Here is a 13670-nt window from a genome sequence, read left to right on the forward strand (position 1 = left end):
CCGTGCCGCGACAGCGCCTCCGACAGATCGGAGTAGTAGCGGGTGATCTCATCCTGTGCGCGGCGCCACGCCTCGTCCCCGTCGTCGACGTCCTGGAGACGCTCCTCGGCGCGGCGGGCGAGCCGCACGGCCGGGTCGGCGGCCACGGTCCGCCGGTGTCGGGGACCTCCACGGCGCAGCCGAGCTGGAGCAGCCCCGTGGCTGCGAAGCGCTGCAGTTCGACGATCGCGGCGTCCCGGCGGTCGCCGGTCTCGGTGAGCTGCTCCTCACGCCCCTGCGCCTTGGCACGGGTCTCGCCCGCCCGGCGGTGTCGCCGTCCAGGCGCCGGATCGCGGTCTCGAGTTCGGCGATGCGCTGCTTGGCGTCCTGCAGCCGGTCGCGCAGCTCGTCGACGGACGCCAGCAGATCCGGGATCGCCTTGCGTGCACGGGTGCGCAGCAGGTCGGCCTGGCACGGATGACCCCGTCCGCCGACGAACCACGACCACAGACCCGACCAGCGCCCCTCCCACAGCGCCAGCTTCTCCCCCGTCGCCGCGCTCACCGCGACCGGCTGATCGGCCTGCTCGTCCGGCACAGTGGCTCCGTCCGGCACAGCGTCCGCGACCTCCCGCCGGGCGGCCAGCGCCAGCAGGTCCGCGACCCGCTCCGGCGGCAGCGCCCGCAGCGTGGCGGCGATGTCATGATGCTTGACGACCAGCTCGGACACGAACCTTTCCAGGTAGGCGATGAGCCGGTCCTTGTAGACCAGGAACGCCTCCTCATCGACGTCCTGGAGCTCGATGGTGCGTTGCAGCCCGCTCATGAACGCACTCGCGTTCGCCGCCAGGCTGTCCAGCCGGTTCATCAGCTCCAGCAGCGGTTGTGCACCACGGCCGGATCGGGATACCCGGGCAGGTCCCTCAATGCGCGCAACCGCACCCGGATGTCCTTTAGAGCGACCGCCTGGAGTTCCCCGCGACGGCCGATCTCCTCTTCGTACACCTCCAAGGCCCGCTCGGCCGCCTCCCCCTCGCGGCTGAGCTGGTACAGGAAGCGGGCCCGGTAGAAGTCCTCCACCGTGGTGACCCGGCTTGTGTCGGGGTCGGCACGCAGGTTCCCCCCAGTCCGCCAGGCTGCCCAGCGCCTTGTCGACCGTTTCCTGCGGGACCGGGGCACCGCCGTCGCGGCGCAACGCCTCGGCCACGTCCTCGGGCCTCAGATGCACCACGAACCGGCGCTTGCTCTCCACGAAGACGCCCATGGCCCGGTCCAGCTGCTCCATCACCATCCTCGGTCGAATCGCGGCGGCATCCAGTATGCGACCTCTCGCCATCGCCGCCGCCTTGAACGACCGAGCACGCAGCGCTCTAGAACGCGCACGCAAAGCTAACGAACGGTGCGCCGCCCCGCGCAACGATCTTGAGACCGCCCGGCAGAGCCGACCGGCGCAGAGCTCGTCCTGCCCGCTCGACGGGCGGGTCACCCCATCAATGGCCCTCCGTACTTGCACGGCGATCGGATGAACCTCTGCGGGCGGAACACAAACCATGTTGGCTCGTTGTCAGCTCGGCGGTTCCGAAACGGATCGGCGCGGCTCCTGACCCCGTCGAAGGCGGCGAGGTGATCCTCTTCGGATGGGCCGAGGCAGGCCGCAGCGACGGATGTTTCCGATGCGGCGCCTTCGGGCTGCTCAGATATCCACCCATGGAGGTGGCGGTGAGGTGAAGTCGGAGTGGTCACGGCAGGGTCCCCTCGGAGGGAGCCGGACGGTGGCTCGGCCGTGACGGATATCTGTGCAGCGCCCGAAGCAGCAAGGGGAGGCCGATCGCGGCGGGCAGGAACCAGAAGGTGATCGGAGGCAGCAGCTTCCAAAGCGGTAGGCGGGGGCCGTTGTCGACGTAGAAGGCGGTCAGCAAGGTGATGTAGGAGATCGCCATGGCGGTGATGTGGTGGCGCTGCCATCCGCGCCACCGCATCCGGCGTGCCGCGTACCCGACGCCTGCGGCGGCGAGCGCCAGGGCTCCGAGGATCAGCAGGTAGGCGGTGTGGGGGCGGGCGGCGGCGATGCCGGACGCGGTGACCGCGACGAGGACCAGGGCACCGAGGTAGATCCTTCCGCGACGCGGGTGCCGGCCCGGTCGTTTGGGGACGCGCATCGCGTCGATCCCGGTGATGACGGCGGTCAGCCCGGCCCCGATATGCACGATGATCACACCGTCCAGCAGCATGGTTCTCACCCTTCGGCCCGGTCGGTGTGTGCGGTGAGGAACTCGGCCAGCAGGTCGGCGACCAGAGCGGGCCGTTCTTCCATCAGCAGGTGACCGGCACCCGGCACGATCACCAGGCGTTCGGGGCGCCCTCGGGTGCCGGGGATGTCCCCGTGCAGCCGCTCGGCCCATTCGGGCGGGAAATGCACGTCCTCGGCACCCCAGACGATGAGTGTCGGGGTGTCGAATCGGCGGAGTGCGCCGAGCGCGGCGGCGGTGTGGGCCTGATTGGCGGGGTCGAGTTGGAGGCCCAGGAACCGGCGGGTCTTGGCGCGCCGGTGGGCCGTGGCGAGGTTGGCGGCGATGTAACCGTCGACCAGTTCGTCGGTGAGCGCGTCCGGGTCGTGCACGGCCTTGCCTGAGGCCAGCGCCCATCGGAAGAGCGGTCGCCGCGACCATGCCCAGAGCACCGTGCGGCCGATGACGGGCAACTGGGTGGCCCGGACGAACGGCAGTTCTTCCGATGAGGGCCAGTTGTCGTAGGCTTCGGCGTCGGCCAGCACCAGCGCGGTGATCCGGTCCGGATGGTCCGCGGCCAGCAGCTGCGCGACCGCGCCGCCTTGGTCGTGGCCGACCATGGCCGCCTTGTCCAGGCCGAGTTCGTCCAGCAGTCCGAGCATCGCTGCCGCCTGGGACGGCAGCCGCCAGTCCGCGTCCGCCGGGGTCTCGGTGTCGCCCAGCCCGAGCAGGTCCGGCGCCACGCACCGGAACCGTCGACGCAACCGGGCGATGACACGCCGCCACACGAAGGACGAGAACGGGCAGCCGTGCAGCAGCACCACCGGCGGTCCGTCCCCCTCATCGAGGTAGGCGATGCGGTTCTCGCCGATCCGGGCGTGCCGTTTGGTCAGATCGTTCTGCTCATGTCCGGTCATCACCGGCCACCGCCGTCTCCTCGGTCAGGCACAGGGCCAGGTCCAGGACTGCGGGGATGCACGGGTCGGCGATCGAATAGAAGATCCGGTTGCCGTCCCGGCGAGCCCCCACCATGCCTCGGTCGGTCAGCCGCTGCAGCTGGTTGGAGATCGCCTGGGGCCGCATCCCCACCTGCTCGGCCAGTTCCCCCACGGGCACCTCGCCGCCACGGTGCAGCGCGTGCAGCAACCGCAGGCGGGTGTCGTTGCCCAGCACCTTGAACAGCACCACCAGCTGCGACGCTTGAAGCGGTGTCAGCAACGGCCGCTCGGCCAGGGGCGGCTTGCCCGCCCGCGCCGGTGGTGTCAGCGGACGCCCTGGTTCGTGTGCCGGCGGGCAGCACTCTCGAGCTTCATCCTGCACAACCCCACTATCACACTATTTTGTGTAATTGTGTAGAGCGACTCCGGGTGGTTCCCGGAGAGTGGACGGGCAGGGGCGCCGGAGTGGTACGAGGATGCGGCCATGGCTGACCTCCGCAAGCGTGAGCCCCAGGCGATCAAGGCACACTTGGCCACGGTGATACTGCACGGTGATCGCGTGGAGATACGCCGGAGAGGGTCGGCTCGCATGGCCAGCGATCGGCACACGGTGATCCCTCTGGCCGAGATCGTGCAGAGTCCGGCTGGCCACGAGCCGCCGGTCGTCAAGACGCGGGGGCCGTACCGGTCCAGCGCGCGGCCGACCGGGACACCGGCCAGCGCGGCGACTATGAGCGCGGCGGAGAACGCGGCGGTGATGGTCGCGGTGGACCAGCCGGTGTCGCGGGTGATGGCAGAGGCGAGGACGGGAAGGCGTAGTACAGCACGCCCCAGCTGGTGATCTCGGTAACGCAGAGGGCGAGCAGCGGGACGCGGGACACCGTGCCGGGGCCGGCGGCGGAGGTGTCCGCCGCCGGCCCCGGCACGGGAATCAGGGCGTTGCCCCGTCAGGCACCGCTGTGTTCGGCCTCTCCGGAGTAGCCGTGCACGCGCCCGGTCGCGAACCCCACTCCGGCGGGTGCGCCGATGCCGATGCTGACCGGTTCGGGGGCCGCGGAGCCGCAGCATGACCCGCCACCAGGCTCGGACTGGACGGCAGGGGCAGGCATCGCCTCGGTGTAGCACGATGTCCCGCAGCCGCCATCCTGGCCGCCACCCTGGCTGGCTCCCGGCAGCAGGTCGTCGGTGACCAGGTCGGTGGAGCAGACACCGGTTTCGGGCAGGTCGAGCTGGACGGTGTCGGCGGCTTCGCGGTCGCCGGCGAGCGCGGCGACGATGGAGCGGACCTGCTCGTACCCGGTGGCCATCAGGAACGTGGGGGCGCGCCCGTAGCTCTTCATCCCGGCCAGGTAGAACCCGGGCTCGGGGTGGGCGAGGTCGCGTTCGCCGTGAGGTGGGACCGTCCCGCAGCTGTGGAAGTTGGGGTCGATCATCGGAGCGAGCTTGGCCGGCGCCTCGGTGGCGGGGTCGAGGTCGACGCGGACCTCGCGCAGCATGTCCAGGTCGGGACGGAATCCGGTAGCCGCGACGACGTTGTCGGCCTGGAGCGTCCGTGCGCCGTCCGGGGTGTCGCCGGTGACCTGGACGGGTCCGGCGGCGGGGCCGTCCTCGGGGACGGTGAAGCCGGTGATGGTGAAGCTGCGGACCAGGTCGATCTCGCCATCGTTCACCGCCTGCTTGAGACGGGTCCCCAGGGCTCCGCGCGCGGGGAGGCCGTCGGCGTCTCCGCCGCCGTACAGCCGGGCCACCGATGCGCCCCGCACCGCCCAGGTGATGCGGGTTCCAGGCTCGCTCTTGGCGAGTTCGGCCAGCGCGAGCAGCGTGTTGGCCGCCGAGTGGCCCATCCCGACCACCAGGGTGTGGCGGCCGGCGAAGCGGTCCCGGTCGCGGTCCAGGACGTCCGGGAGCGGCCCGGTCAGGTACGGGGCGGCGTCCCGCTCGCCGGGCGCCAGGAGACCGGAATGCCCCAGCGGGTTGCCGCGGCCCCAGGACCCGGACGCGTCGATGACTGCGCGGGCGGTGATGTCGTGCACGGCTCCGTCCGGGCCGACCGCGCGGACCAGCAGCGGACGCTCCTGGCGGCCGACCGTCCTGGTGACGTCCATCCCCTGACGGGCGACGGCCACCACCCGGGTACCGGTGCGGATCCGCCCCGCCAGCGCGGGCACCTTCGCCAGCGGAGCCAGGTAGTCGCGCACCAGCTCGGTACCGGTCGGCAGCGCCTCGGCCTCGGGCAGGCGCCAGCCGGTCGGCTCCAGCAGCCGCCGGGCGGCGGCGTCGGTGTCGTACCGCCACGGCGAGAACAACCGGACGTGCCCCCATTCCGAGATCGCCGCGCCGACCTCGTCCCCGGCCTCCAGGACCAGGAAGTCCTGGTCGCGTTCGGCCAGATGCGCGGCCGCGGCCAACCCGACAGGCCCGGCTCCGATCACCACGACCGGCAGACCGTCCTGCTCGCCCTCGGCGAGGCAGCCGCACCCGGCCTCGGCCTTGGCCTCCTGGACCGTCTTCTCGGGGTCCAGGACCTGCTCGGCGTCGGTGCAGCAGGCCTCGACACCGCAACAGCCTGCTTCGCCGGCGGACGCGGCGGGCGCCTGGTGTCCGGTGTTGTCGTTCACGATGGCTCCTCGGTGGTTCTGTGATGGATCTTGCCTCAGGTGAGGTGATCAGGGGCGAGCGCGGTAGGCGGCGGTGGTGGTGCGGTCGACGTGCGCGGCCGAGCGGCACGCGGGAGTGCAGACCTCGCCGCGGGTCTCGCGGAAGGTGATGCGGGCGCCGTGGCGGCGGTGGGCGGCGATCCGGGCGAGCAGCGATTCCATCTCGGCTCCTTGTTTAGATGTCTGTCTAAGCAGGCGCCAGTTTGCATCACTGGGTAGATGGCCGTCAAATTAGATGTATGCCTAAGTTGATGGAGATCGAGGATGTGTCCGCCACCGACGTCTGCTGCGCACCCCTGAGTGGCCCGATGCTGGACGAGGCAGAGGCAGTCGAGCTGGCGAAGGTGTTCAAGGCGTTGTCGGATCCGGTGCGGCTACGCCTGCTGAACATGATCGCCTCTGCGGACGGCGGCGAAGCCTGCGTGTGCGACTTGACGGGCGCGTTCGAGCTGACCGGACCGACGATCTCCCACCACCTGAAAGTGCTGCGCCAGGCCGGTTTGATCGATGGTGAGCGACGCGGCACGTGGGTGTACTACCGCGCGGTGCCAGAGCGGCTGACACGCTTGTCGGGCTTGTTCGCCCTGCCCGCCCTGACACCGGCATAACCCCAGCAGCCGGAGCCTTCGGCGCGCGTGACCCGCTGTCGCCGCGCACGCCGGCCGTCAGCAGCCCGTCCTCATCCAGCGCGCCCAGCCCGGCCAGATAGTCCACTCCGGGCCGGTACCCGGTGGCCAGCAGCAGCACGTCGATGTGCTCGCGGGTGCCGTCGCTCCACACGACCTGGCCACCGTCCAGGGAACCAGATGTGCATGTCGACGCCCAGAGCCTTCTGCGCCATGAAGCGCAGCGGATGCCGGGTGGCCAGAGTCACCTGGGCATGATCGGCGAGTTCGATCGCGATCTGCACGGCCGAGTTCCCCGCGCCCACGATCACCACCCGCTTCCCGGCGAACGGTCCGGGGCGCCGGTAGTCCGAGGAGTGAAGCACCGTGCCGGTGAACTCCTGCAGCCCCGGCAGATCCGGGCGGTAGGGGCGACTGAACCCGCCCGTCGCGGCGACCACCATCGGGGCGGTGAAGACCTCACCGCCGGCCGTGACCACCTCGAACCGGCGCTGACCACCACCGGCGAGGGCCACGACCTTCTCGACACGCTGCCCGGAACGGATGCCGGCGTCCAGGCGCGCGGCGTAGTCGGCGAGGTAGGCCACGACCTCGTCCCGGGTGGGATAGCCGTTCGGGTCGCCGGGGAACTTCGCCCCGGGCAGAGCACTGCGCCGGGCAGGGGAGAAGAGGGTGTCCCCTCGAAGCGTGGAGACGGTGTTATGCCACTTCGGCCTTGCACTGGGCCGTTGACGCCCTCCGCGCTTCTGCCATCTGACGCGAGTACGAAGTCTGCACGGTCTATGCAACCTGGTCGGTTCGGATTGCACAGTCCGCCTCTGTCCGCCGGCTCACCGGGCTGCTTAGGCTCGGAGCGCCTCGAGGCCGTTTCCTGGCATCCGAGGTTCAGAGAACGACGCACTACGTGCCCGTCCTCGGCGGGCCCGCTACTTGCCGGGCCGAGATCCCGGAGAAAGACCTTTCATGTCCTCAAGGCACACAGACCCGCACATCCCGCTCGGCGACCCTCGGCAGGAGATCCGCGACGCCGAGTCGCCCGAGGGCCTCGCACCGGACTCGGTCATCCGGCTCGACGACGCCGACGAGATCGACACCGACGTATTGATCATCGGTTCGGGAATGGGCGGCGGGACGTTGGCGTACGCGCTGCGGGAGGCTGGGGCCCATGTCCTGATGGTCGAGCGCGGCGGATTCCTGCCGCGCGAGCCGGAGAACCACGATCCAGTGCACATGTACCTCAAGGGGCGTTACAAGAACGCCGGCTACTGGTATGACGGGCGCACCGGGAAGCCCTTTGCGCCGGGCACGTACTACTGGGTCGGCGGGAACACCAGATTCTACGGCGCGTCGTTGCCCCGGTTCCGGCGCAGCGACTTCACCGAGGTCGAGCATCAGGAGGGGCGGTCCAAGGCCTGGCCGTTCTCCTACGAAGACCTCGAGCCCTACTACGGCGAGGCTGAGCGCCTCTTCGACGTTCACGGTCAGACCGACGAGGACCCGACCGAGCCACACCACTCCACGCGATACCCTTTTCCGCCGCTCCCGCACGAGCCCGCTGTCGAACGCCTCGCGGAGTCGATGCGCGTCCAAGGCCTCAACCCGTTCCACACTCCGAACGCGATGAACATCACGAGCCGGGCCGAGCGCATCGCGGTCGCCACCGCCGACGGCTGTCCGGACGACACCGGGATCAAGGCCGAGGCGGAGAACAAGGTCATCGTGCCGGCCTTGCGGTCCGGGCATGTCAAACTGATGGTCCGTACTGAGGTCACCCGTCTGCTGCCCTCCGATGACGGGCGGCGGCTCGTGGCCGCTGAGGCCCGCCACCTGGGACGCGTCATCCGGATCAACGCCCGGCGAGTCGTACTCGCCGCAGGCGCCGTGAATTCCGCGGCGCTGCTGCTGCGATCGGCCACCCGCGCCCAGCCCGACGGCCTCGGGAACTCCTCGGGATTGCTGGGACGCAACTACATGGTCCACAACAGCACCTTCCTCGTCGGGGTCAATCCGTTGCGGACGAACGACACCCACTGGCAGAAGACCCTGGGTATGAACGACTTCTACGAGGCAGGCGCGAGCAACCGATATCCACTGGGCAACCTGCAGATGCTGGGTAAGCTGCAGGCTCCGATGCTCAAGCCCGCACGGCAGTGGGCTCCGATGTGGGCGCTGAAATTCATGTCCGCCCGCAGCATCGACATCTACCTCACCACCGAGGACCTGCCCTCTCCTGACAACCGTGTCCGGGTCGACGGCGACAGGATCCTCATCGACTGGGTTCCGACCAACGTCGCGCCACACCACGAACTCGTGCGCCGAGTCACCCGCATCGTTCGGAAGGCCGGCTACCCCTTCATCTTCACCCAGCAGATGGGCATCGAGACGAACTCGCACATGTGCGGTACCGCGGTCGCGGGCCATGATCCGTCCACGAGCGTCCTCGACGCGACCTGCCGCAGCCATGACCTCGACAACCTCTGGATCGCCGACGCGTCGTTCTTTCCGTCCTCGGCGGCGCTGAACCCCGCTCTGACGATCGCGGCCAACGCCCTCCGGATTGCCCCGTCCATCGTGGCCGGACTCTGACGAACTGCCCACCAGTGAAGCAGGGCCGGCACCGTCGCGTCAGAGACGGAGGGTGCCCGCGGCTTGTCCCGCCCACCACGTACGAGACAAGCGGCGGATGAGCTGCGTGCGCGCTGTCAACGCTCGCCTTAAGTCAATGGTCCGGCAAGCGCGAAGTCCTGGCCTGCTCGCGACGTCAGCGGTGGTGAGCGCTGGGCGCGTCATCGGAGACTTTCGGGCTCCCCGAGCAGGTCATACCGGGTACGGGTCGGGACGGCGTGGTCGAGCGGAAGTCGCCCGAAGAGATCACGCCGTTCCCGGCCGGTGACGGGCCTCATTGCTCGCGCTGTTCTCCAGTGGGAAGCGACAGCCCTATTGGCGGGCAGACTGGAGGCCGCCGTGGCCCGAGCCGGATCGGCGTGGGGCCACGGCGGCGCCTGGAGTGGTGGTGGACCTGGGGTGATCGTCGGTCCGGGTGGTGTCAGAGGTGCTGTTCGGTGGCTCGGTTCTGCGCGTACTCGTCCTGGCGCTCGTCGGTGATGTAGGCCGGGACGGGGAAGTCCCACCAGCCGGGCACCCACGGGCCGGCGGCGTCGCGGTCGGTCGGCACTTCGATCAGCGCCGGGGCGCCCGAGTCGACGGCCTTCCGCAGGGTCGGCTCCAGCGAGGCGTCGTCCTCGATCTTCCACGACTGGATGCCGAACGAGCGGCCGAGCGCGGCGAAGTCGGGGCTGTAGGGCCGCCCGTCGGGGTAGGAGAACTCGGTGCCGATATGGCGAGAGGTCTGTTTGCGCTGCCCGCCGCGAATGGACATGTAGCCGGCGTTGTTCTGCACCACGAAGATCACCGGGGCGCCGGTGGTGACGCTCAGGGCGATCTCCTGAGCGGTCATCAGGAAGTCGCCGTCACCCAGGACGCAGACCACCGTCCGGTCGGGGCGCCCGAGCTTGGCTCCGACCGCGGCCGGAACCGCCCAACCCATGGATGAGAAGCCGCCCGAGGTGAGATGGGTGCGCGGCTCGTAGACGGGGAACGTTTGCTTGACCGCGCCCTGGGTGTTGCCCGACCCGGCGACGATGATCGCGTCGCGCGGGAGCACGTTGCGCAGCGCGCCGAGCGGACGCTGGGAGGTGAAGGGGAAGCGATCGCTGTCCCGGCGGGTGGCCAGTTGTTGCTCCCACTCATTCTGCAGTGTCTCCAGCTCGGCCAGATACTCCGAGCGTGGGGCCGGGAGCCTTTCGGGCAGGGCGGCCACGATGGCCGCGACGGCCCGTTGGGCGTCGGCGACGATCCCGACCTCGGCGGGGTAGTTCTTGCCGATCTCGTGCGGGTCGATGTCGATGTGGATGAGCTTGGCGTCGGGAATGGAGAAGGTGATGCCCTTGGCATAGCTCGACGCCGACCAGTCGGTGAAGCGGCAACCCACGGAGACCACAACGTCGGCGGTGCTGGCGATGCGGTTGCCGGTGATGGTGCCCGTCTGGCCGACGCTGCCGGCGAACAGGTGGTGGTCCTCAGGGAAGGCGCCCTTGCCGTTCCAGGTCGTCACGACCGGAATCTGCCAGCGTTCGGCCAGGGCGAGCACCTCGCCGGCGGCGTCGGCGGTGATGGCGCCGCCACCTACGACGATGACGGGACGCCGGGAGCCGCGCAGCACGCCTGCCGCGCGCTCGATCGCCTCCGGGTCGGGGTGCTGGCGGCCGACGGGCAGGCGCCGGGTGAGGTCGTGCAGATCGACGTCCGCGGCCTCGGCCTGCACGTCCATCGGGACCTCCAGGTGTACCGGGCCGGGACGTCCGGTCAGCATCGAGTTGAAGCAGCGGTGGATCACGAACGGCAGCTCCTCGACCCGGGTGACGACCCAGTGCCGTTTGGAGACCGCCTCGGCGACCTTCGGGAAGTCGTTGGCCGTGTAGCGTTCCAGTTCCTGCAGCAGGCCGTGCCCGCGCATGTGGGTGGGCGGCCCGCCGGTGATCACCAGGCAGCTGGTCGAGTCGGTGAACGCGGTGCCCATGCCGATCACGGTGTTGCTGGCGCCGGCGCCGATGGAGGTGATGGCCGCCATGGGCTTTCCGGTGGCACGCCAGTAGCCGTCGGCCAGGTGCACCGCGCTCTGCTCATGGAAGGTCTGCACGAAGGGAATGCGCGAGTCTTCTTCTAGGAAGGCGTCGGTGAGCGACCAGATTCCGTGGCCGGGGATGCCGGCGACGTAGGGGACGCCATAGTTCTTCAGGGTCTGGGCGACGATCTGGCCACCGGTCAACTTCGGCATGAGAGTTGTCCTCGTTGTCTCAGGATCGGATACCGGCAGGCGGTCTACCTGACCTCTCGCGCGGCCCAGGCGAAGCCCTGCTGGCACAGCCGGGTCACGTCGGGATTCTGCAGGTCGTCGAGGTCATGGCCGACCGCACTGTAGAACACCCGGCCGCGCCCCCAGGTCCGCGTCCAGGCCTGCGGCATGGTGCGTCCGTCGAGCCAGGCCAGCTGGTCCCCGGTGAACCGAGTCTGGGCCAGGACGTGGTTGTTGGGGTCGACGGACATGTAGTACTGCTCCGAGGCCACGCGGAAGTCGGAGACGCCGGCGGTGATCTCGTGGTCACGGTCGACGATCGTGACCTCGTAGGGGTACTTCACGCCCTCACCGGCGGGGTGCTCGAGGAAGCTGCCGCCGAGCAGCCAGTGGTACTTCAGGCTGGTGCGGAACGCGGCGGCCGCGCCGTGCCAGGCGGCGATGCCGGTACCGGCCTGGACGGCCTCGAGCAACCGGTTCTCCTGGGCGGTGGTGAGGCCTTCGGAGAGCAGGGCGTTGTTCCAGTTCAGGGCGATCAGGTCGTAGCCTGTGAGATCGGCGTCGAGGGAGAAGACGTCGTTGGTCTCCTTGACATCGAAGCCCAGTTCGCCGAAGACCGGGCGCGCCCACTGGGCGGCGACCTCGTACGGCTTGTGGCCGCGCCATCCACCGTACAGATACATCACGCGGGTCATGAGGTCCCCTTTGCGGTCGTCTCGAGCCTGGCCTGACGGGCCCGCAGCTTCTGCGCGATGTCGATCGCGTCGCCTTCGGGGGCGGTCGACTTGCGCTCGGGCTTGGCGATGAAAAGGTAGGCCAGGCCGGCGGCCGAGACGATCAGGAAGCCGATGAGTGCGATCCACCGGTCGACGAAGGGCGCGTCGGCGTCTCCGGTGGGGGCGGCGAGCAGAATCATCGCGATGATCCCGTAGGCCAGGGCCAGGACGTTGACGATCGTTCCAGCCCTGCCCAGGGTCCATGCTCCTGCCGGGCGCCACCCCTTGAGCCGCATCCGCAGGGCCGCGAAGACCACCATCTGGAACGCCAGGTACCCGGCGAGCATCTGGAATGCCGCGATCTTGGTCAGCGAGTCGGGTGAGACGTAGACGAACACGAAGATCAGCAGCGGCAGCACGTTGACCGCGATGAGGGCTGTGAACGGCACGTGGAAGCGCCGGGAGAGCCGGTTGAAGATCCGGCTGCCGGGGAACATGTCGTCGCGGGCGAAGGAGAACACGATCCGGCTGGCCGCCGCTTGCTGGCTCATCACGCCGGCGATGAACGAGGTCAGGGTGACGATCAGGACCAGCTTCGTGCCGAGGGTGCCGATGGAGCCCTGCAGGATCGCGGGGATCGGGTTGGAGTCGGCCCCGGATACGATCGCCGGCAGGTCCGGTGCGGCCAGGGCGTATCCGGCGAAGGCGAAGACGGCGGCGAGACCTCCCACGACGACGGTGAGCTGCATGGCCCGCGGGATGCTCCGCGCCGGGTTCGGGACCTCCTCGGCCACCTCACCGCACGCCTCGAAGCCGTAGAAGAGGAACAGGCCTACCAGCGAGGCGCCGACGAAGGTGCCGAGGTAGCCGCTCGGTCCCGCGGTGCCCATCGTGTCGAAGAAGATCGTCGGGGAGTTCTCCCGGGAGAAGATCAGCAGGTACAGCCCGACCAGGACGATCCCGATGAGCTCGGCGGCCAGACCGATCTTGGAGATCAGCGCGAGGGTGCGGGTGCCGAAGCTGTTGCACAGGAAGCACACGATGGTCACCGTGACGGCGATGAGCAGCCGCTGCCCCGAGCTGGAGGCCACGCCCGGCTCCCGAGCGGTGCCCAGGAACAGGCTGGCGGCGAAGTCAGAGCTGAACAGGGCCGTGCTGGTGATACCGATCGTGATGCAGGCGAGGTAGGTCCAGGCCGTGAACCAGGCGTAGCGCCCGCTCCACAGCCGCCGCGACCACTGGTAGAGGCCCCCGGCTAGGGGGAACTGCGAGACCACCTCACCGAAGACCAGCGCGACCAGCAGCTGCCCCAGACCGACGATGACGATCCAGAAGATCGATGGGGGGCCCGCGCCGGCCAGCCCGACCGCGAACAGCGACACCACGCCCACCAGGGGCGACAGGTAGACGAAGCCCAGCGCGAAGTTGGCCCAGAGGCTGACCTTGCGGTCGAACCGCTCCTCATAGCCGAGCGCGGCGAGCAGCTCGGCGTCCTCGGACTTGCCGACCGGTGCGGTGGGCGCCGCACCGGAGCCTTGATTTTCACCCAGTGTGGTCATGACATTCCTTCAGAAGGCCAGGGCGAGACGTGCCACACCGCTCGTTTCGCCGTGCCGGCCGCCGACCCCGGAAACCGGCGTCGGCGGGGGGTTAGGTGGCGCCCCAGGGGGCG

The 13670-nt window shown here is 69.5% G+C and carries 13 protein-coding genes; 2 read left to right on the forward strand and 11 right to left on the reverse strand.

Annotated features, from left to right (window positions below; translation table 11 throughout):
* Positions 1–48: 48 nt before the first annotated feature.
* The 7 genes from K8Z49_RS23695 to K8Z49_RS23725 form a co-directional block, all read right to left on the reverse strand.
* Positions 49–846 (reverse strand): DUF2397 family protein, encoded by a 798-nt coding sequence (locus tag K8Z49_RS23695; protein ID WP_412515211.1) that lies wholly within the window; start codon positions 844–846, stop codon positions 49–51.
* Positions 846–1058 (reverse strand): DUF2397 family protein, encoded by a 213-nt coding sequence (locus K8Z49_RS23700; RefSeq protein WP_412515212.1) that lies wholly within the window; start codon positions 1056–1058, stop codon positions 846–848. The genes K8Z49_RS23695 and K8Z49_RS23700 overlap by 1 nt, the downstream gene beginning before the upstream one ends.
* Positions 1059–1717: 659 nt before the next feature.
* Complete coding sequence (locus K8Z49_RS23705; protein WP_412515213.1) at positions 1718–2209, reverse strand: hypothetical protein; 492 nt, start codon at positions 2207–2209, stop codon at positions 1718–1720.
* Between the two features lie 5 nt (positions 2210–2214).
* Positions 2215–3123, reverse strand: coding sequence for an alpha/beta fold hydrolase (locus tag K8Z49_RS23710; RefSeq protein WP_412515214.1), 909 nt, complete (start codon positions 3121–3123; stop codon positions 2215–2217).
* A complete protein-coding gene (locus K8Z49_RS23715; RefSeq protein ID WP_412515215.1) occupies positions 3110–3394 on the reverse strand; it encodes an ArsR/SmtB family transcription factor in 285 nt (94 codons plus the stop codon). Before K8Z49_RS23715 ends, K8Z49_RS23710 begins: the two co-directional genes overlap by 14 nt.
* Positions 3395–4091: 697 nt before the next feature.
* The gene (locus K8Z49_RS23720) at positions 4092–5762 is read right to left on the reverse strand and encodes an FAD-dependent oxidoreductase (protein ID WP_412515216.1); all 1671 of its coding nucleotides are present in this window, start codon (positions 5760–5762) and stop codon (positions 4092–4094) included.
* A 48-nt stretch (positions 5763–5810) separates the two neighbouring features.
* A complete protein-coding gene (locus tag K8Z49_RS23725; RefSeq protein WP_021591324.1) occupies positions 5811–5963 on the reverse strand; it encodes a hypothetical protein in 153 nt (50 codons plus the stop codon).
* Between the two features lie 89 nt (positions 5964–6052).
* Here K8Z49_RS23725 and K8Z49_RS23730 point away from each other — a divergent pair, with 89 nt between their 5' ends.
* Positions 6053–6409: an ArsR/SmtB family transcription factor gene (locus K8Z49_RS23730; protein ID WP_218163667.1), complete on the forward strand. Its 357-nt coding sequence runs from the start codon at positions 6053–6055 to the stop codon at positions 6407–6409.
* A 71-nt stretch (positions 6410–6480) separates the two neighbouring features.
* On the opposite strand, the gene K8Z49_RS23735 is transcribed toward K8Z49_RS23730, so the two are convergent.
* A complete protein-coding gene (locus K8Z49_RS23735; protein ID WP_412515217.1) occupies positions 6481–7014 on the reverse strand; it encodes an NAD(P)-binding domain-containing protein in 534 nt (177 codons plus the stop codon).
* A gap of 376 nt (positions 7015–7390) precedes the next feature.
* On the opposite strand from K8Z49_RS23735, the gene K8Z49_RS23740 reads away from it, so the two are divergent.
* Positions 7391–9013, forward strand: coding sequence for a GMC oxidoreductase (locus K8Z49_RS23740; protein WP_412515218.1), 1623 nt, complete (start codon positions 7391–7393; stop codon positions 9011–9013).
* A 460-nt stretch (positions 9014–9473) separates the two neighbouring features.
* Here the strand turns inward: K8Z49_RS23740 and K8Z49_RS23745 are convergent, their stop codons facing one another.
* From K8Z49_RS23745 to K8Z49_RS23755, 3 genes are read right to left on the reverse strand one after another with little or no spacing between them, the layout of a single operon-like run.
* Positions 9474–11264, reverse strand: a complete 1791-nt coding sequence (locus tag K8Z49_RS23745) for a thiamine pyrophosphate-binding protein (protein ID WP_412515219.1) — start codon at positions 11262–11264, stop codon at positions 9474–9476.
* A 44-nt stretch (positions 11265–11308) separates the two neighbouring features.
* Positions 11309–11977 carry a ThuA domain-containing protein gene (locus tag K8Z49_RS23750; protein WP_412515220.1) on the reverse strand — a complete coding sequence of 223 codons (669 nt, stop codon included), beginning with the start codon at positions 11975–11977 and terminating at the stop codon, positions 11309–11311.
* On the reverse strand, positions 11974–13557 hold the full coding sequence (locus K8Z49_RS23755) for an APC family permease (protein WP_143118476.1): 1584 nt from the start codon (positions 13555–13557) through the stop codon (positions 11974–11976). The genes K8Z49_RS23750 and K8Z49_RS23755 overlap by 4 nt, the downstream gene beginning before the upstream one ends.
* Between the last annotated feature and the right edge of the window lie 113 nt (positions 13558–13670).

The organism is Actinomadura madurae, assembly GCF_047130825.1.
Lineage (GTDB): Bacteria > Actinomycetota > Actinomycetes > Streptosporangiales > Streptosporangiaceae > Spirillospora > Spirillospora madurae.

Excerpts from the sequence above, each read along its gene's own strand:
- K8Z49_RS23750 (WP_412515220.1), bottom strand. The coding sequence starts at position 11,977 with ATGACCCGCGTGATGTATCTGTACGGTGGATGGCGCGGCCACAAGCCG.
- K8Z49_RS23725 (WP_021591324.1), bottom strand. The coding sequence starts at position 5,963 with ATGGAATCGCTGCTCGCCCGGATCGCCGCCCACCGCCGCCACGGCGCC.
- K8Z49_RS23710 (WP_412515214.1), bottom strand. The coding sequence starts at position 3,123 with ATGACCGGACATGAGCAGAACGATCTGACCAAACGGCACGCCCGGATC.
- K8Z49_RS23755 (WP_143118476.1), bottom strand. The coding sequence starts at position 13,557 with ATGACCACACTGGGTGAAAATCAAGGCTCCGGTGCGGCGCCCACCGCA.
- K8Z49_RS23705 (WP_412515213.1), bottom strand. The coding sequence starts at position 2,209 with ATGCTGCTGGACGGTGTGATCATCGTGCATATCGGGGCCGGGCTGACC.
- K8Z49_RS23740 (WP_412515218.1), top strand. The coding sequence starts at position 7,391 with ATGTCCTCAAGGCACACAGACCCGCACATCCCGCTCGGCGACCCTCGG.
- K8Z49_RS23695 (WP_412515211.1), bottom strand. The coding sequence starts at position 846 with ATGAACCGGCTGGACAGCCTGGCGGCGAACGCGAGTGCGTTCATGAGC.
- K8Z49_RS23730 (WP_218163667.1), top strand. The coding sequence starts at position 6,053 with ATGGAGATCGAGGATGTGTCCGCCACCGACGTCTGCTGCGCACCCCTG.
- K8Z49_RS23745 (WP_412515219.1), bottom strand. The coding sequence starts at position 11,264 with ATGCCGAAGTTGACCGGTGGCCAGATCGTCGCCCAGACCCTGAAGAAC.